Genomic DNA, 17,216 nt, shown 5'->3' with positions numbered 1-17,216 from the left:
TGGTGCAAATGAAAATCTAAATGGATTAATAAGACAATACATACCCAAATCATCATCATTTGATGAAATAACTCCAGAGAGAATTATAGAAATACAAGAGAAATTAAACAATAGACCAAGAAAAAGATTTAATTTTGAAACACCTAATTATATGTTTAATCAAAAAGTTGCATTTATAACTTGAATCCTGCCTGTAAAACAATATAAATTTATGAAAATGGATTTTCATTCCACTTATAATTGTAAATTGTAGCCCAGCTTTCCGAAGTGTCCTCACTTCGGAGTTTTTATTTATACCATTAGCCATATGAAATAACAATATCACTAAAAGTGGGTATTGCAGTTTTGTCCCACATACCGTTTATTTACAAAATCGCATACAAAACAAATCAAATAGTATGGAATATTGCAAAATGAAAAAATCACTTTACGGTTTTCCTCAAATTACTTTGGATTGCTTTTCTGTATATATACCTATTAAAAATTATACACTATAATAATGATGTCAATCTCAGACAATATTAAATACAATAAATGAGACTAATTTTACAGGTTATGAAGTTCCAGAAATGTCACAAGAGGAAACCTACAAATAGCTTGTAGAAGAATTTGATATGGCTTCCGCAAATGAAATTAAATGAGAATTAGGATAAAAATATATGAGCAATAATAAAACACCACAAACTGAATCCGAATTAAATGAAATTTTTAAGGAAGTGGGCATCGAAGACAAAAACTTTCAAAGAGTTTATGCCTATTACAAAAAATGTTTCAAGGAAGAGTATGATTCCGAATACAAAGACTGGACTGAAGAGGATTATGAAGAAACTGGGGAGTCGGCTCATACAAGTGCCTTGTTTGTAACGAACTTATATTTAGAAACTTTTTTAAGAGAAAAGTCTAAAGGTCATGACGATGAATGGTCCCATGCTGCGGCTGCAAGTTTAGAAGACGATGAAACTACATACGGCATTATTTACAATAACCTATTTAAAAGTAATCCAGAACTAGCTGTAAAAGAATTATTAATTCTTAGCAAATCCTTCGGTGGTGATAAACTTTTTGAAAAGCACTACCTTTTACTTTTTGAAATAGGCGAAATGTTTTCGGATCCTGCAGAGCGAGCGCAAAACTATTCTAAAATCTATAAGGAGGAAATTGCAAAAGGCAAAACTGAAATTTATTCTCATCAATATGCATATTTAATATCGATGGACGGATACCACGAAATATATTGTGAAGAATATGCTTTTGCCTTCGACAAAGCCATAAGTGAAACTAAAAGCGAAGTGTATGCCAATATTTATGCAGAAAGATATGCCTCAGCTATTTCAGACTTTAAAATAAGATATGGTATTTCTGAGAATGAAAATGCTTTACTCTATGAAATTGAGGAGGTAAATGGCTATATGAACGCATGGGAGTATAGTGAAAAACACCAATTGAAAGATTTTCATCGTTTTGCTGAAATTTATGAAAATGTTCATTTAAATACTGTTTTTTTAAGCAAAGGGAAGTATAAAGAAAGTAAAGAGGAAATTGATAGTAGCATTTTGAAGGAAGCTTTACAACGGTTTAATAAGTAGAAAAAATAAGGACGATCTCATAAGGTTGTTTAAAGTATATTTAATTTAGACCATTAGAGACTTTATGCGTAGGATACAAGAAATTCTTTTTATTTACCTTTTTACGGCTAAAAAATTAGCGGCATCGATTCAAAGAAAACTAAGCCAAAACGACACACTTTGTCTGGATAACAAATTACTTTAGCAAGACAATAAAAAATAAACCTATGGCAAAAGTAATATTTTACAAACGCTATTTATACATCGTTGATCGATTAAAATCGGTTCCCAGCAATTTTCAGGATTTACATAAACTGGTGATGACTAAACTTGAAAATGAGGATTTAGCTGCTAATTTTGAATTTTCAGCTCGTACTTTCGATAGAGATAAAAAAGACATACTGGATTTGTTCGGTATTCTGATCCAGTACAACCGCAAGGATAAGGTCTATTATATCGATGAAGACGTTGAAGATCCTTCAGTATCAAGAATGATAGAGGCATTTTCCATTCATCAGGCACTTAAAGAAGGAAATAAAATCGCGCCAAGTATTTACTTGGAAAAAAGAAAATCTTCAGGAACCCACTTGATAAATGGCATTTTACATACTATTCAAAACAATTTACAAATCACATTTACCCATACCAAATTTTGGGAAATGGAAATCAGCCAAAGAACCGTAAAGCCATTAGCGATAAAAGAATCACAAAACCGTTGGTATCTGATAGCTGAGGATAACAAAGATGGCAGAGTAAAAAATTTCGGATTTGACCGAATTTCGGATTTAAAAATTTTGGATGACAAATTTAAACCCATTGTTTTCAATGTGGAAAAAACCTATCAACACGCCTTTGGGATTGAAACGTATGAGCCGGCGCAAAAAGTGATTTTAGAATTTTCTTGGCAACAGGGCAATTACATCAAATCGTTTCCGCTACATGATTCACAAAAAATCATTTCTGATACAGAAGATGCCTTGGAAATTGAATTGTACATCCACCCTACCAATGATATTGTGATGGAGTTGATGAAATATGGTTCAGAAGTTAAAATTTTAGAACCCAAATCGCTTCAAAAGAAAATTAAAGTCCGAATAGTAGAAATGACACAACTATATAAATAAGCATGGAATTCGACACCCAACTACAATAAATTTCACACATATAATATTTACAAGACAAATTTGATTAACCTGTACCAAGAACATAGTATTCCACTGAATCACTGCATGCCCTGAGCCTATGCCAAGACTTATGCTGAAAAGCATATAAAAAAAAGATAAGTTTAAAAAAAAGATAAGTTTAAAAAATATTTATAAAAAACAAAAACCTATGGAACAACAAAAAACATTTGGCGAGATTATTAAACCTTATTCGTTTACAATTCCTGATTATCAAAGAGCTTACTCGTGGGGTGAAAAGCAACTTATCCCTTTTATGAATGACATTTTAGAGTACTACGATAAAACTGATGCTGATAAATCAGATGATAAAAACTATTATCTAGGTCATTATATTTTAGAAGGCAAAGTAGGATCTAATGAATATGAAATAATAGACGGACAGCAACGTATCAGCACTATTTATTTATTTTTGCTAGTATGCAATCATCTGAAAAAAGATTGCGAATACTACAAACAGATTAATTTAATACCTGTTTCTTATGACAAAGAGGGATTAAATATTATTATAAATATTCTAAAAACAAGTGATGGAAATATAAATAAGAAGCTGACTGAATTATTAGACAATACGAGAACAAAGACAATGTCTTTCGTAAGAATGTTAGAAGCTGTCCAATTATTTATTGATGCTTTTTCAGGACATAAAAAGTTACCTAAATTAGAAGTTGACAAAATTGATAAATACATAGAGGTAATAGACAAAGCGCATTGTTCTCTTGCAAGCTACAATGACAAAGCAGTCGCTTCTCAGATTTTTGAATTACATAATACACGAGGGATAGCACTTTCTGAGACTGAAAAAGTGAAAGCTCTTTTGATGAAAAATGTTTATATTAATTCGCAAAATCCTAATGCAGAAATCGAAAAGATTCAAAATGCTTTTGCAAGCATTTTTGAAATGGAAGAAAAAGCAAGTGACGTTTGGCTACGTGGTGATTTATCATTAGACAATATTTTGATGTATCATTTACAAGCTGTTGAAGACGGTTTTAAAAATGAAAATTTTAGTTTACCACAATCAGTGGCTGGAGACAACGGTTCTTTTGAATATGTTAAAAAAGCATTACTTGAAAAAAGGGATAAGAATGAAATTGTTAATTATGCAATAAATGTTGCTGAACAGTTTGAAAAATCAATGGATATCCTAGTAAATAAAATACCAAAAGCTGATTCAGAAAACCATCTAATTGGTGATGTTTTGCTATTAGATAAAAACCGAAGCATTATATTCTTACTTCGAGCTTTTAGATCGGGAAATCCAATCGAAAATAAACTAATCGAGCGTTGGGAAAACTTTCTAATGTGTTATGAAATAATATATTGGAATGGCTATTATTACAATGCAAAAGCATACCGAAGTACTTTTCAAAGTATTTATAAATCAATTGAAAACGGTTCAAACTTGACTAAATGCAACCATTTACTTTCTCGATTTTATAAGGGAGAAGAAAAATTTTCATACAATTGGAAGCATTTAGGGAACAATACCAATAAGTTATTTGAAGACGAAAAAAACAAATGGATTAAACAGGCATATGGTTGGAACAAAACCGCCTATTTTTTATATAAATTTGAAATAGAACATGGCGCAAATCACAAAATTATAAGAAAGAACATTTATAAAAATGATTCAATTTCAATAGACCATATTGTCGCCAGAAGTATCGAATGGAAAGATTTAGGAATTGAAAATTATTCTGAAAACAAAGAACAAGCGGATGTAATATGGAAAGAAATTGCGAGTGTTATTAATGGTATCGGAAATCTCTCTTTATCTACATCAAGTGCCAATTCGTCTGATTCAAATGGATTGCCAAGTAAGCATTTAAATTCTTTCGAAAAATTTGGGTTGGTCAAAACTGTTGAACAGGTGAAATTTTGGAATAAACCGGAAGAATTTGCTTCTAAAATTTCAGAAAGAAGTGAATCCATTCGAACTTTTATTAACGATAAAATCATAAACAAAAAAGATATTTGGAATTAGATTTTTCAACACTTTTTAAATTCATTTCTCAAAAACCTTTATCAAAGTTCAAACTTTGACAAAGGTTTTCTTCATGTCTTTTCTCTAGCTAAAAACGTAGACTAAAAACTTTTAGTACAGCCGTCTTTTGGCAGTCTCCCCATTTAGATTTGCTATGAACAATCAAAACAAAATTAGTATGAGAATTTTATTTTTGGGCAGTGCAAATACAAGATTTGTAAACGCTATTAGAGGCTGGAAACCGATTTTATTGTTATTTTTTATTTTTACTATAGGTTGCAAGAACAAACCAACAAATAAAACGATTCAAATTGAATTTGCGAAGCCAGTGAATGGCTTTAGGGCTACAATTTACTGGACACCAAAATTCGTCAAAACCTATCCTGACGATGACGATAGGAAAAAAGTATTCGGGAAAGCGATTTTAGAATTAGAAAGAATTGCAGACAAAGTGAAGTATAGAATAGATTATAATCTTTCGATAGGCACTCTCGTTGATTCTGATTTTAAAAAATCTGTTTATGAAAGTTTTATGAATCATGATCTTCCGGGAGTTATAACTGTCCAAAATAAAACAGAAAAAGGAATTATAAATAAAGAGGATCCTCTTTTATGAAAGAAATGAAGCGTTCTTTTTCTTTTAGGATGTGAATTTTGATGGCAAAGTTGATTTATTGATTGTTGAAGAAAGCTTAGAAGCTAATGATGAAAACAAAGTACATCGTGTTTATGAATTTCAAGATAACGAACTAGTAGAATTTCAATATTTTCCTTCTCTTGTTTTTACTTACAGCAGACATTATATCGGAAAAATCGATTATACTACAAAAGAAATTAGTGTTAGTTCGTATTTCTCTTGTTGTGAATATGATACTGAATTTTATCGATTAGATGAGAATTCCACGAATAAGTTTGTTCTTTACAAAACAGAAAAAATCAATTTGAACAAACCGATTATTACAAAATATTACAAAGAGTAATTCTTTCGTTAAACTGTTAGAAATCGATATTACTTTTATCCACACCGCCGTCTTTTGGCACTCTCCCCATTTAAATTTGCACTATAAATGATTTTCAACATAAATTTCAGTGATGAACATTTTGTGACCTAAGCTATAAATAATTATATAAAAAATGAATTCAAACGAAATTAAAATTATTGGAGTTGGTGGAGGTGCACATAATGTATTGATGTCTATTTCGTCAAATGCTATCGAAAATGTAGATTATATCGATTGCAATACCGATACCAATAGTTTGAAAAATGGTCAACTGCAACATAAACTACAGATAGGAGTTGCTATGACTAAGGGCATCGGAGCTAACGGAAATGTTGAAGTTGGAAGGCTTTCAGCAATAGAAAGTAAAGATCAAATAGAACAATTGTTTGATAAGAATTCAAAAATGGTAATTTTTATTGCTGCTTTGGGAGGCGGAACTGGAACTGGCGCTACTCCAGTGATGGTACAAATAGCTAAAGCGAAGGGACTGTTTATTATGGCTATTGTTCTAATTCCTTTTGAATTTGAGGGTGAAAAACGATTTAAAACAGCACAAGAAGGAGTTTTAGAACTGCAAAAACAGGCTGATTTTGTATTGGTTATTGATAATAATAAAATTCGAGAAGCCTTTGGGAATCTTGGTTTTAAATCAGGTTTCGCAAAAGCGGATAGGGCTATTGGACAATTTATAAAAATGTTGATGCCAGGAGCTTCTTCAAAGGTCGATAGAACTGATATAAAAAAATTAACAGGGAGAATACAACAGGCTAAGTCTGTTTTCTTCGGATTTGGTGAAGCCCAAGGCAAATTCAGGAAAAGAAAAGCAATTGAAGATGCTTTGAAAAACGCTTTATCTGACAGAGATGACATGGATGGAGTTCGGAATGTGTTTTTGCATATTGGTTTTGGTAATACAGAAATCTCAGTTGATGAAATGGCTCAAATCAATGAGGCTGTTTTACAAAATGTGGGAAACGATGCCAATATAATAATATCGTCGGCACAAGATAGTAGTCGTGGCGATTCACTTTCGATAGTGATAATCGCTTCTTGATTACTTAAAATACGAAATTAATTTTATTGAAAGTATAAAAGTATAATTATGGATGATATATTTTATGAGAAAAAAGAACACCAAATCTTGTTTTGGTTATTGAGCAACACAGAATTCACCGCTGTTTTGGTCTACCTGATAGCTCACAGGGAACATCAGAATTTGAAAGTAATAAACTTTAGCCACGCGATTGAGATTTGGAATGACCATTTGACAATAGTTATTCTGTTATCTGTAGGAATACAAAACAGAGAATATCTGGATATTCGGAACAACCGGAATTTGCATTTCATTACATTTTCGGGCTTCTATGCAGATGAATCTATATTTAAAGATGTATACATCAAGATTATCGATCTAAAAGAATGGTTTGATGAAATCATGAAACGCTCGAAAAACGAAGAAATAAAAAGACTTTTTGAATTAAGTAAATTAAAAATTAGTATGATTCGAGATTAAAAAATTTATTAATTATGAGAAAACTGCATAGGAAAACTTGAAAATATTTCAATTCCACAATACGTTCATCATCACGGGCAATCAAGCGGTCTCTCTTCGGTCGTTCTCTTTGTTCCGTTCGGCAGCTTCAGTCAATCAACCTTACCTTTTCATAAGAACACTTTTGGTAAATAATTAATTTATTATTTCAGTTCATTAGTGAGGTTTCCCTCGATTCCGCAGACACTTCACAGCACTAAAAAAAACAGCAGTCCCGCCAAAAGAAAAGGCGGGACAGCTGTTTTTTTTTGCACTGTTGCGTTCCTCATCTTCACACGTTCACTTCCTGCGTTCGGCAGGGCTATTACATCCGCAATACCGCTTCATTTCGTTATACTCCGCAAGCTACGTTCCACTGCATTCCAGCAGTATCATGTCTGTCGCCCTTTATTTTTTCAGCGGTTGCTCCTTCGCACAGCCATCGAGGTTGGCGCCGTTCCGTAAAAACGTCACTTCGCCCTAAATCAAGGAACGCCTGCGGCTGTCTTCTATTTTTTCCCCGCCGTTTCACGCTCTTCTTCCTTCATTTTGCGTCTCGTTCCTCGCCAGCTGCAATTCCCGGCTTCAGGTGGCTGTTCGATTGCCGCAACCCCGCCACTTCGCTCCTCATACATTGCACTACAACGACGCTATCGCTTCATTTTAGCTCCATTCCTTGCGGTGCTTGGGGGTGTTTGATTGCCGTTTTCATAATAACGTCCCCAGAAAAACCTCAACAAGACGTTAGTGCAATTTCTTGAAAAGAAAAAGAAAAAAATCCAGCAAACATAGCATCCATTCCTCACTTTCAGTCGGTCGTTCCTCCCTCCATTTTCGTTCGTCATTTCTGCTGTTTTAGTGGCTTTCTTTTTTTCTCTTTTTTCTTTTCAAAAAATTAATGTTTAATCTATAATACCAATCCACCATGCCGAATTTCATCATTAAAACACACCAAAAAAATGCAGTTTACAAAGCAAACCAAATCTTTATTCTCAATAAAGGAATGAATAGTGGAAAGCCTCAAAAAGAACCATTCACCAATAGTTATGTAATCCTATTTCAAAATGAAGGAGATACCGAAACGGTATATTGGTTAGCCTATAGTTTATAGAGAGCAAAATTCTGGCACCAATCTCTAGTTGGGTCCGTAATTCCTTTTTTACGAATCAATGATTTCAAAAAAGATTTTAACTCTAAAGTAAATGAAATGCTGCAGGAACACGAGCTGCATAAGAAACAAATTCAGGCGTTGCGAATGTTGGAACAAAAAGAGGATCAATTCCAGAAGAATATTATACTGATAAATGAAATGAGACGTGTAATTTTGTTGAGGTATTGCAAATAAAAAAAGCCTGATCTAACGATCAGACTTTCAAATATATTCGGAAAAAGGTTACCAAGCCAAACCCGAATTTATGCTGAACTAGATTCAGTATTATTTCTTTTTAAATTTTGTCAATCCTTTTAAAAGGAGCGAAATAATGAAACTAATAATAGCTCCAATTACCGCTAAGATAATCGTTTTTAGAATATCTTCAGAAACAATATTTGGCATCACACTTAATAAAGTTCCGGATGCGGTTCCGATTTGCAAGGTGTTATTTGATTCCATCTCGCGGTAAATTTTGATTGCCTTTTTTCAACCGATTCACTATGGCCCGCTCTCGGTTAGCCGTATCGTCAACCGTGATCTGGCTGATTACCGAAATGACACCTCCCGCAAGGGCTGCATAACCGGCAATACTGACAACGGCTGCAGGTAAAAATACCGGTGCTGCAATGATAGTACCGCTAATAGCCAATAGAGCCATTGTAATACTTCTCAAAATCTTAAAAAACTTTGGGGTTGGTGCTTTCGCACGTTCAACTATATTCATAATTTCTTTACTTTTTTACCTTGTCATCCTCAGCGGTTTCGAAGGGTTAGATTGGATTTTTATTTTCACTTCTTCATTAGAGGCCATAACTTTATAAACTAAAGCCTTTAACTTTTCTATCGCTTTTAGCGATGAACTGCCCTTCCCTATTCCGGTGTGTTGTGTTACAGGCGCGATACAGCCCAATAATTCCATTTTAGCGTCGTTGGCGGGATGGATTAAAATCAAATCTCTTCCCAGAACATTTTTCAAATGCAAGTGCCATTGGAACTTGGGGCTATACCGTTTCTGCAAAACATATTCTCCTTCGGGAATACAAGAAATACGCTTTTGGTTTCCCAACCAGGGCAATTCGATGGTATAACAAACTATTGTGCCGTTCCATTCTAATACCCCTTGCGTTCCCTCGGGGAAATACGTCCTATTTAACACTAAAACCATCTTAAAGCCCGCTTACCTGGACCAAGGCCAATGGATTGTATGACCCATTTTTCAAAGGATCCATTCTAGCGTTTACCTCTTGGAAAAATTCAATTCCCAACGCTAAAAACAAGGGTTTGGTGCTGTCCGGAGTCACCGGATTGACATGATTAATAGCAACAGTTTCATTACTATCCCATGGTAGAATGTCCGTTTCTGAAGTAGTTACTACAAAAGTTTCTGCTTCAAAATCGATTTCAGCACCTCCAGAAATAATTTTGTAATGAGTGGATCCGCTTGGAGCTGCAATCATGTTTGAAGGAATAAAGGGAACTAAATTAACGGATAAATCCCCAGTAGCACGATCAATGGTTCCCACCAAAGGAGCAAACAAAGAAGTTCCTAATTTTCCTCTAATGTTAAATTCGAAACCGCTGAGTAATTCCGCTTCACCGTCAATCACATTTCGCAATCCACGATCACTTACAACATCAGCTTGAATGACTTTAACCATGGATTGGGTTAATCTGCTTACCATTCTGCCATCGGCAGAATTAATAAGTAATTTTCTCATTGCAGTTCGTAACGTTTTGCCCGCCTTCCCTGCTCTTCCAAATTCAGAACCATTCTCGCGCGTTCTCTGGAACGCAGGATCACTTGCAATTCTGCTCGCGTCAATGCCGCCTTTTTCTCTGGCCAAATGCCCGTCTTGAGTTTTGTAAAAAGTAATATCCCCAATAGTACCTTTTAATTTAATAATGCCTTTTTGTCTAGCCATAATTCCTAAAATTTAATTTAATTTTTCATTTAAAACTTCTTCAATCCTCTTCCTGTTGCAACACTTTCCATTGATTATAAAACAAATTTTAAGCTATTAAATCAGATAAAAAAGACGCTGCTGTTCCATATGTCACTTTATGACATAAATGGCAGAAACAGACACAAATACCCTTATATTCGATTAATTCATGGAAATAAATACAGCTTCTGAAGGAAAGGAAAAATTTATTATTTTTATAGGGTGTTAGAATGGAATCATATTGGTTCCAAGTAAGGCAAAGTACACCCAAAGCTATAGATAGAGTATGAAAACCCAAAACAAGAGATTGTGCATCTACCCGAAAGATATACAACGCATAATCGGGAAGAGTTATCGTCAAAGCATTAGACTACTTCAAAATATAAGAAAGGAGCTTAATAAGCTCCAAAATGAGTTTGTGTCAATCGAGGAATTTTGTCAATACACTAGCCTAAAAATTGAACAGGTTGAACCGTTGATAATTGGATGAGAAACGTTTTGATCTATTCGTGTTTTCAAAGTAACGTGTTTAATAAATTATAGATTACCAGTTCACAAATTAAACAATAGCCTGTACTGTATCAATTCAATTTTCATGCAGCTAACCTATTCAGTAATTGAACAACTAATTGACTTTACTTATAAAAAATAAGTAGCTACCTATTTAAAAAACGAACAGCTACCTGTTCATTTTTTTGATAATTTGTCATCATTTATAGACTAAAAAAGCTTATATTTGAGTAGTTAGAATTTAGAATAATTTGCTCAAAATAGAGAGGTGTCAGTTGAGGTGTCACTTAAAACAAAAAGCTTTGCAAAGCCTTGTTTTACGGCATTTTTTAAAAACAAACAACTCCCTCTTTCTCCGCCAGTACAAAAAAAATGGTATCAAAACCACGCAAATCTTATGATTTATGGGGTTTTTGCTTTTACTCCATATTTAAATTATTCATCTAATCTCATCCTTAACGAGATAAAATCGAGACCCTAGAAAAATCTAAAATTAGGGTCTCGCTAAATCAACTTAAAAATTTCAAACAACCTGTTCAATGGATAGTTTAACATTAGTCCACTATTTAAACATCTTGTTTGATATTCTTTAGAAATCTAAATTGAATATTAATTAAAAGGTTACCACTATGAAAACTAAAATCACATTGCACTTTTATGCGAAGAGCACAAAAGCTAATGCTGCAGGTCTACTTCCTATCTATGTAAGATTAACTGTTGATGGACATCGAATGGAGTTCAGTACTAAAAAATTTATAGATTCTGCTAAATGGTTACCTGAGATGTCAAAAATGAAAGGTAAAACAGAGAATGCTCGTTCATTAAATGAATACCTTAATTTACTGAGATCAAAAATATTCGACATCCAAATGGAATTAATACACCGTAACGAATCCCTCACATTTGAAGTTTTCAAAAATAGACTGCTCGGCATCAAAGAACATGAACATATGCTTATCCCTATCTTCAAAGATCACAACAATAAAATCAAAGAATTGGTCGGTAAAGAATATGCACCAGGAACATTGGAACGCTAAACCACCTCTCTAAAGCATACCATCGAATTCTTGGAATCGAAATATAAAATATCGGATATCGAAATCTCAAAAATAGATCATGCTTTCAATACAGATTATGAATTCTATTTAAGAAGCGTTCGCAATCGCGCCAATAACGCTGCTGTAAAATACATAAAGAATTTTAATAAAATCAAAAAGATTTGCATAACTAACCATTGGATAGAAAGAAATCCATCTGCAAACTATAAAGCAAAAGTCAAAGAAGTAGAAAGAGTATATCTATCCGAAGAAGAAATCCAAAAAATACTCAACAAAAATTTCAAAACAGAACGATTATCGCTAGTACGGGATATCTTCCTTTTTAGATGCTTTACAGCCTTGGCATATATCGACGTGAAACAATTAACGTTTGACAACATTACCTTTGGAATAGATGGCGATAAATGGATATTCAAAAACCGGCAAAAAAAAGGTATCGCGTCCAAAATTCCTTTATTGCTAATGGCCAGGAAATTATAGACAAATATGCCGAACATCCAGTTTGCAAAAACGAAAAACCCCTCCTCCCTATTTTGACCAACCAAAAAATGAATGCCCATCTTAAAGAAATCGCAACTGTTTGCAAAATTAAAAAAGAGTTGACTTTCCGCATTGCCCGGCATACCTTTGCCACAACTGTGACACTTTCCAATGGCGTTCCTTTAGAAACCGTCAGCAAAATGTTGGGACACACTAGCCTTAAAACTACCCAACACTACGCTAAAATTCTGGACAAAAAAATCAGCGAGGATATGATGATTTTAAAATCAAAATTCGCTTCCAAGACGATAACTGATAAAAAGATATGTATTCATAACGACGCAGCTTAAAAGTATTTTCCTGTTTTCCGTCAAGAAACATAAATAGCAAACTTAAAATCTATCTTATTAAGTATAGATTTTTTGAAAACAATATGGCAAGATTAAATTTTAATTATTTTTAGGTTAAGATTTTTCAAGTAATTCTTTAAGATATTTACCCCATATTTTTGGATTTGAATGTGTGCCATGGCCAGAGGTTTTGTCTGTGATAGGTAACAAGATATATTTTCCGTTTTTAACGTTTTTGATTTCTTTCTCCATTAATCCGAGCTCAGGAGGATTTACTTGATCATCGGCAGAATTTACAGCAATTAATGGGGCTTTAATTTTTGATAAGTAAGGCTGCGGATTGTAATCTCTTGAGGAATCAAAAGCATAAATTAGATCATTAGCGTCTAATGTTGATGAATATCGGGCTAAAGTGTTTTCCATCATTACTTCTGCTTTCTCTCTGGTTGGGGCTGTAATTTGCCATTGCAACGGGCTGCTCACCATAAACATCAGAGATAATATAGCGCCAGTCATTCCTTGTTCTGGTTGTTGAATATAATTTCCCTCTTTCCACTCAGGATCTAGTTCGATCAATTTAATAGCCATTTTTCTTTGAATGCGGTTTCTACCAGCTATTTCTGCTGGCAAGCTTGCCAAAGGCATTAATGCATCCATAAAATCAGGGTAAGTGTAACCCCAAACCCAAGTATGCATTCCGCCCATTGATGTTCCCATTACCAATCGAAGATGGTCTATTTTTAAATGTTCAGTCAGTAACCTGTAGTTTGCCAAAACCATATCGTCATAATTGTATTTAGGAAATGCCATCTTTAAGCCATTGCTCGGTTTGCTTGATTTTCCGTGTCCAATATCATCTGTTAAAACAATAAAATACTTTGTGGCGTCTAACAATTGACCTTTTCCAAATAAATTACCTCCAAACTGTTTGCTTAAAAAGGCGCTCCCGCTTCCCGTGGTGCCATGCATAATTAAAACAGCATTGTTAATTTGACCTTTCTTATTTTTTGTTGGTTTTCCAATGGTTGTGTAATGTAGTTTTAGTTGGTCTAATTGCTCATTACTTTTAAAAGTAAAATCTTTTATTAGATAATCTCCCTCAATTGGTGCTGAGAAATCTGTCTGTGCAGTAACACATTGGACAGATAAAATATAAAATAATAAAAAAGCACAGGCGTTTTTGATTAACATTTCATTAAAATTTAAATTAATAATTTTGGTAGCAAGATCAGGGTAAATTCTCTAACTTATCTTTTGATTTCACTGAGACAATTCGAACATTGTAAAGTTCCATTAGATATAATATTGTTAAAAAATAGACATTAATATCCTGCGGCCGCACCATCTTTTCTGCTTTCTGAGGCTCCAAAATACACTTTCCTTATTGCGTCATACATAATTGACTGATAACCTCCATAATAACCTCCAAAGCCAACTTTATGTCCCTTTTGGATCAATTTTTTTATTTCTTCAAAATCAAAACCACTTTCAATTAGGATTTCGCCTTTACCTGTGGCCAGTTCACCCGTATAATCAGTTGAGCCAATGTGTTCAAACCTTGGAGCATCTCCTGCTTCCTGTAAATTCATACCAAAATCAATCAGGTTCATTAATATCTGAACATGACCTTGAGGTTGAAAATCGCCTCCCATTACACCAAAACTCATAAATGGTTGTCCATCTTTAGTAACAAAACCCGGAATAATAGTATGAAAAGGTCTTTTCTGAGGGGCATACGAATTTGGTGTTCCTTCAACTAAATTGAAGCATTCGCCTCTATCCTGGAGCATAAACCCTAATTTTGGCGGAACCATTCCAGATCCCATGCCTCTATAGTTACTTTGAATTAAAGAAATCATGTTTCCTTCCTTATCGGCGACAGTCAAATAAACTGTACCACCACTGCTTTCTTTTCCAGCTTTAAATGTCCCTGCGCGGTCAGGATTAATTAAATCCCTTCTTTCAGTTGCGTACTCTTTAGACAGTAAATCATTTATAGAAACTTTCATGAAATCTTGATCCGCATAATATTTAGCCCGGTCTTCAAAAACAAGTTTTTTTGCTTCGTTTACAATGTGCAAATGTTGAGCGCTACCAAAGGGTATTTTACTAAAATCATATCCTTCTATAATATTGAGCATTTGCAAAGTAGCCATTCCTTGTCCGTTAGGTGGTAATTCCCATACATCATAACCCCTGTAATTTGTTGCGACAGGTTCAATCCAATCCGAATGGTGTGTTGCAAAATCTTCATAAGCTAAAAATCCGCCTTGATCTTGAATAAATTTAGCTGATTCGCTGGCAATATCTCCTTTATAAAAAGCATCTCTTCCTCCTTTGGCAATTTTTTTATAGGTATTAGCTAAAAATTGGTTTTTAATAATATCTCCTTTTTGAGGTAATTTGCCGTCTACAGTATAAGTTTCCTTTATATTAGGGTACTGTTTCATATATTTATTTATCGTGCCTTGCAGATAATAAGCAATTAATTCTGTAGTTGGAAAACCTTCTTCAGCATATTTTATACTTGGATTTAAGATTTCCTGCATAGATAATTTTCCAAATTTATTATGCAATTCGAACCAACCATCAACACAACCTGGAACCGATACTGGCAGGGGACCACTTGGTGGAATGTGTGTAATATTGTTTTTAGTGAAGTAATCTAAAGTTAGTGCCTTTGGTGATCGTCCGCTGGCATTCAAACCATATAGTTTTTTAGTTTTTGCATCCCACACGATTGCAAAAAGATCACCACCAATACCACTACCTGTTGGTTCCATCAAACCTAATGCGGCATTTACAGCTATTGCGGCATCAACTGCTGTACCTCCTTTTTTTAAAACATCGATTCCGATTTGTGTTGCTAAGGGCTGACTGGATGCTACCATTCCGTGTTGCCCAATAACCTCAGATCTTGAAGCAAAATTTCTGCCCGTTAACCGGTCTTGCGCGAATATAAATGTTGCTGACATCAGTAACAAAAATAGGAATCGATTTTTCATTTGTATTTGATTTTAAATTAATTTATATCCCAATATAATTTAGTTTCGCTTTTATCACCACCTATTTTTGTAGCCGCGTTCGTATAATTAGTTCCATTTAATTGTTGCTCATTTGCCGGATATTTCATCCGGTTTGGATAACCAGAAAAGGCATTAACGGGTTCTGTTAATTTTGGGAAATCTAATCTGCGAACTTCCAACCATCCTTCAAATGGGCGATTGTATAATGCAATCCATTTTTGGAAACCTATTTTTTGTTTCCATCCGCCTGCTGCGGTTGTGTATGCAACGTCCGGTCTTATTAAGTATTTACCAGCATTTGCCTCAGTACCGCCCCAAAATAGTATTGAAGCCCTAATGGCATTATTATAATGAGATTCGGCAGAACCGGTTACATTGTAGCCACGCTCTTTTGCTTCAGCTCTATAAAATTCCATTTCCACGTAATCTATTAATACGTTTGGTGCGCTAGGGTCAGCTACACGAGCACTTGGCTTTGACATTTTTGGATAATCGTTTGGTAGACCCATTACACCTCCAACGTACAAGCCTACATTATTCACTCCAAAAAAACCTGGTTTACGTGGATCTTCAAAACTATTCAGAACATCCATTAAATCTTTTGCAGCAATGTAATCAGTGCGATTGGCCAACACCAGTTGATCATACAACGGATTATTATTAGGTATAGCGGTAAAATATTTAACAAAACCATTATTAGATGTTGCGTTAATAGCATTTGGATTAGCTTTTTCAAAAGCTGTTTTTGCTGTTGAATTATCGATGTCAGCTATTGTCATTGCCATTCTTACCTGTAAAGAGTTTGCAAAAGAAATCCACTTTGCTATAGAACCTTGAAAAATAATATCTTCTGAGGAAGTGAATCCAGGAGCACTAGTATTTAATTTGGCTATATCATTTTCTAATCTGATCATTAATTCTTTGTTAACAGTTTTGGCGTCATCATAAACAGGGAAAAGTATCTGATCATCTAAAGATTTGGAGTAAGGAATATCGCCATAAGTAGTCACCAAAATGTTAAAGGTGTACACTTGCATGATATCGATAATTGCTAATTGATTTGTTTTTACAGTCGGATTTAAAGTAGCGTCATTTGTTATAATACGGGCACTTTCTTTTAAATCGTTCAAAACATCTCTGTACATTCTAGTCCACCAGGCATCATTAATCGATCTTGTGACATAATTAAATTGTGCCTCTTCCTGAATAACAGCTTGAGCCCAATGATTTACAAAGTGTCGAAAGATGTTAACATTTACACTGGCTGAGGCTAAGCCATCCGACAATGTTTTAACGGCATTTGAGAATAAACTACCCGGAGGGACTTCACTAGCCCGTTTAGTTTCATCATTAAAACGAGTAATGTCGTCTGTACAGGCACTAATTAGTAGCACCATTACTATTATTGAAATAAATCTTTTTTTCATGATT

18 protein-coding genes and 2 pseudogenes are annotated in these 17,216 nt (G+C 34.2%); 12 read left to right on the top strand and 8 right to left on the bottom strand.

Annotation, left to right across the window (positions count from 1 at the left end; translation table 11 throughout):
* The 8 genes and pseudogenes from ACP7AV_RS09740 to ACP7AV_RS09705 all read left to right on the top strand — a co-directional run.
* Positions 1 to 184 (top strand): annotated as a pseudogene (locus tag ACP7AV_RS09740) (IS30 family transposase); the annotation flags it as partial.
* A gap of 475 nt (positions 185 to 659) precedes the next feature.
* On the top strand, positions 660 to 1,586 hold the full coding sequence (locus ACP7AV_RS09735; RefSeq protein WP_426091793.1) for a hypothetical protein: 927 nt from the start codon (positions 660 to 662) through the stop codon (positions 1,584 to 1,586).
* A 206-nt stretch (positions 1,587 to 1,792) separates the two neighbouring features.
* Positions 1,793 to 2,689 carry a helix-turn-helix transcriptional regulator gene (locus ACP7AV_RS09730; protein ID WP_426091792.1) on the top strand — a complete coding sequence of 299 codons (897 nt, stop codon included), beginning with the start codon at positions 1,793 to 1,795 and terminating at the stop codon, positions 2,687 to 2,689.
* Positions 2,690 to 2,897: 208 nt separating this feature from the next.
* On the top strand, positions 2,898 to 4,733 hold the full coding sequence (locus ACP7AV_RS09725; protein ID WP_426091791.1) for a DUF262 domain-containing protein: 1,836 nt from the start codon (positions 2,898 to 2,900) through the stop codon (positions 4,731 to 4,733).
* A 178-nt stretch (positions 4,734 to 4,911) separates the two neighbouring features.
* Positions 4,912 to 5,349 carry a hypothetical protein gene (locus ACP7AV_RS09720; RefSeq protein ID WP_426091790.1) on the top strand — a complete coding sequence of 146 codons (438 nt, stop codon included), beginning with the start codon at positions 4,912 to 4,914 and terminating at the stop codon, positions 5,347 to 5,349.
* A gap of 58 nt (positions 5,350 to 5,407) precedes the next feature.
* Positions 5,408 to 5,713, top strand: a complete 306-nt coding sequence (locus tag ACP7AV_RS09715) for a hypothetical protein (protein WP_426091789.1) — start codon at positions 5,408 to 5,410, stop codon at positions 5,711 to 5,713.
* 154 nt (positions 5,714 to 5,867) lie between these two features.
* Positions 5,868 to 6,788: a hypothetical protein gene (locus tag ACP7AV_RS09710; RefSeq protein ID WP_426091788.1), complete on the top strand. Its 921-nt coding sequence runs from the start codon at positions 5,868 to 5,870 to the stop codon at positions 6,786 to 6,788.
* A 48-nt stretch (positions 6,789 to 6,836) separates the two neighbouring features.
* Positions 6,837 to 7,247 carry a hypothetical protein gene (locus tag ACP7AV_RS09705; RefSeq protein ID WP_426091787.1) on the top strand — a complete coding sequence of 137 codons (411 nt, stop codon included), beginning with the start codon at positions 6,837 to 6,839 and terminating at the stop codon, positions 7,245 to 7,247.
* A 370-nt stretch (positions 7,248 to 7,617) separates the two neighbouring features.
* Here ACP7AV_RS09705 and ACP7AV_RS09700 read toward each other — a convergent pair whose 3' ends face one another.
* On the bottom strand, positions 7,618 to 7,797 hold the full coding sequence (locus ACP7AV_RS09700) for a hypothetical protein (protein ID WP_426091786.1): 180 nt from the start codon (positions 7,795 to 7,797) through the stop codon (positions 7,618 to 7,620).
* Between the two features lie 393 nt (positions 7,798 to 8,190).
* On the opposite strand from ACP7AV_RS09700, the pseudogene ACP7AV_RS09695 reads away from it, so the two are divergent.
* Positions 8,191 to 8,610 (top strand): annotated as a pseudogene (locus tag ACP7AV_RS09695) (DUF6943 family protein).
* A gap of 90 nt (positions 8,611 to 8,700) precedes the next feature.
* Here ACP7AV_RS09695 and ACP7AV_RS09690 read toward each other — a convergent pair.
* From ACP7AV_RS09690 to ACP7AV_RS09675, 4 genes are read right to left on the bottom strand one after another with little or no spacing between them, the layout of a single operon-like run.
* On the bottom strand, positions 8,701 to 8,877 hold the full coding sequence (locus ACP7AV_RS09690) for a hypothetical protein (protein ID WP_417974666.1): 177 nt from the start codon (positions 8,875 to 8,877) through the stop codon (positions 8,701 to 8,703).
* The gene (locus ACP7AV_RS09685) at positions 8,864 to 9,142 is read right to left on the bottom strand and encodes a hypothetical protein (protein WP_426091785.1); all 279 of its coding nucleotides are present in this window, start codon (positions 9,140 to 9,142) and stop codon (positions 8,864 to 8,866) included. Before ACP7AV_RS09685 ends, ACP7AV_RS09690 begins: the two co-directional genes overlap by 14 nt.
* A 15-nt stretch (positions 9,143 to 9,157) precedes the next feature.
* A complete protein-coding gene (locus tag ACP7AV_RS09680) occupies positions 9,158 to 9,583 on the bottom strand; it encodes a DUF5675 family protein (RefSeq protein WP_426091784.1) in 426 nt (141 codons plus the stop codon).
* 1 nt (position 9,584) lies between these two features.
* A complete protein-coding gene (locus ACP7AV_RS09675) occupies positions 9,585 to 10,340 on the bottom strand; it encodes a hypothetical protein (RefSeq protein WP_426091783.1) in 756 nt (251 codons plus the stop codon).
* A gap of 1,160 nt (positions 10,341 to 11,500) precedes the next feature.
* Here ACP7AV_RS09675 and ACP7AV_RS09670 point away from each other — a divergent pair.
* From ACP7AV_RS09670 to ACP7AV_RS09660, 3 genes are all read left to right on the top strand, one after another.
* Entirely contained in the window at positions 11,501 to 11,908 is a 408-nt protein-coding gene (locus ACP7AV_RS09670) for an Arm DNA-binding domain-containing protein (protein ID WP_426091782.1), read from the top strand.
* A 30-nt stretch (positions 11,909 to 11,938) separates the two neighbouring features.
* Positions 11,939 to 12,409, top strand: coding sequence for a phage integrase SAM-like domain-containing protein (locus tag ACP7AV_RS09665; protein WP_426091781.1), 471 nt, complete (start codon positions 11,939 to 11,941; stop codon positions 12,407 to 12,409).
* A 68-nt stretch (positions 12,410 to 12,477) separates the two neighbouring features.
* Positions 12,478 to 12,759: a tyrosine-type recombinase/integrase gene (locus ACP7AV_RS09660; RefSeq protein ID WP_426091780.1), complete on the top strand. Its 282-nt coding sequence runs from the start codon at positions 12,478 to 12,480 to the stop codon at positions 12,757 to 12,759.
* Positions 12,760 to 12,873: 114 nt separating this feature from the next.
* Here the strand turns inward: ACP7AV_RS09660 and ACP7AV_RS09655 are convergent, their stop codons facing one another.
* From ACP7AV_RS09655 to ACP7AV_RS09645, 3 genes are all read right to left on the bottom strand, one after another.
* Positions 12,874 to 13,950: an alpha/beta fold hydrolase gene (locus tag ACP7AV_RS09655; RefSeq protein ID WP_426091779.1), complete on the bottom strand. Its 1,077-nt coding sequence runs from the start codon at positions 13,948 to 13,950 to the stop codon at positions 12,874 to 12,876.
* A 131-nt stretch (positions 13,951 to 14,081) separates the two neighbouring features.
* Positions 14,082 to 15,764, bottom strand: coding sequence for a gamma-glutamyltransferase (gene ggt, locus ACP7AV_RS09650; RefSeq protein ID WP_426091778.1), 1,683 nt, complete (start codon positions 15,762 to 15,764; stop codon positions 14,082 to 14,084).
* 17 nt (positions 15,765 to 15,781) lie between these two features.
* The gene (locus ACP7AV_RS09645) at positions 15,782 to 17,212 is read right to left on the bottom strand and encodes a SusD/RagB family nutrient-binding outer membrane lipoprotein (protein ID WP_426091777.1); all 1,431 of its coding nucleotides are present in this window, start codon (positions 17,210 to 17,212) and stop codon (positions 15,782 to 15,784) included.
* Positions 17,213 to 17,216: the final 4 nt, after the last annotated feature.

Source organism: Flavobacterium sp. DSR3-2 (genome assembly GCF_049896525.1).
Classification (GTDB): Bacteria; Bacteroidota; Bacteroidia; order Flavobacteriales; family Flavobacteriaceae; genus Flavobacterium.
Note: the sequence above shows the minus strand (reverse complement) of the source record. Positions and strands in the feature narration are given on the sequence as shown.

What these genes read in the sequence shown, in the direction of transcription:
- ACP7AV_RS09735 (WP_426091793.1), top strand. Translation starts at nt 660, where the DNA reads ATGAGCAATAATAAAACACCACAAACTGAATCCGAATTAAATGAAATT.
- ACP7AV_RS09730 (WP_426091792.1), top strand. Translation starts at nt 1,793, where the DNA reads ATGGCAAAAGTAATATTTTACAAACGCTATTTATACATCGTTGATCGA.
- ACP7AV_RS09725 (WP_426091791.1), top strand. Translation starts at nt 2,898, where the DNA reads ATGGAACAACAAAAAACATTTGGCGAGATTATTAAACCTTATTCGTTT.
- ACP7AV_RS09720 (WP_426091790.1), top strand. Translation starts at nt 4,912, where the DNA reads ATGAGAATTTTATTTTTGGGCAGTGCAAATACAAGATTTGTAAACGCT.
- ACP7AV_RS09710 (WP_426091788.1), top strand. Translation starts at nt 5,868, where the DNA reads ATGAATTCAAACGAAATTAAAATTATTGGAGTTGGTGGAGGTGCACAT.
- ACP7AV_RS09705 (WP_426091787.1), top strand. Translation starts at nt 6,837, where the DNA reads ATGGATGATATATTTTATGAGAAAAAAGAACACCAAATCTTGTTTTGG.
- ACP7AV_RS09690 (WP_417974666.1), bottom strand. Translation starts at nt 8,877, where the DNA reads ATGGAATCAAATAACACCTTGCAAATCGGAACCGCATCCGGAACTTTA.
- ACP7AV_RS09685 (WP_426091785.1), bottom strand. Translation starts at nt 9,142, where the DNA reads ATGAATATAGTTGAACGTGCGAAAGCACCAACCCCAAAGTTTTTTAAG.
- ACP7AV_RS09680 (WP_426091784.1), bottom strand. Translation starts at nt 9,583, where the DNA reads ATGGTTTTAGTGTTAAATAGGACGTATTTCCCCGAGGGAACGCAAGGG.
- ACP7AV_RS09675 (WP_426091783.1), bottom strand. Translation starts at nt 10,340, where the DNA reads ATGGCTAGACAAAAAGGCATTATTAAATTAAAAGGTACTATTGGGGAT.
- ACP7AV_RS09670 (WP_426091782.1), top strand. Translation starts at nt 11,501, where the DNA reads ATGAAAACTAAAATCACATTGCACTTTTATGCGAAGAGCACAAAAGCT.
- ACP7AV_RS09660 (WP_426091780.1), top strand. Translation starts at nt 12,478, where the DNA reads ATGAATGCCCATCTTAAAGAAATCGCAACTGTTTGCAAAATTAAAAAA.
- ACP7AV_RS09655 (WP_426091779.1), bottom strand. Translation starts at nt 13,950, where the DNA reads ATGTTAATCAAAAACGCCTGTGCTTTTTTATTATTTTATATTTTATCT.
- ggt (WP_426091778.1), bottom strand. Translation starts at nt 15,764, where the DNA reads ATGAAAAATCGATTCCTATTTTTGTTACTGATGTCAGCAACATTTATA.
- ACP7AV_RS09645 (WP_426091777.1), bottom strand. Translation starts at nt 17,212, where the DNA reads ATGAAAAAAAGATTTATTTCAATAATAGTAATGGTGCTACTAATTAGT.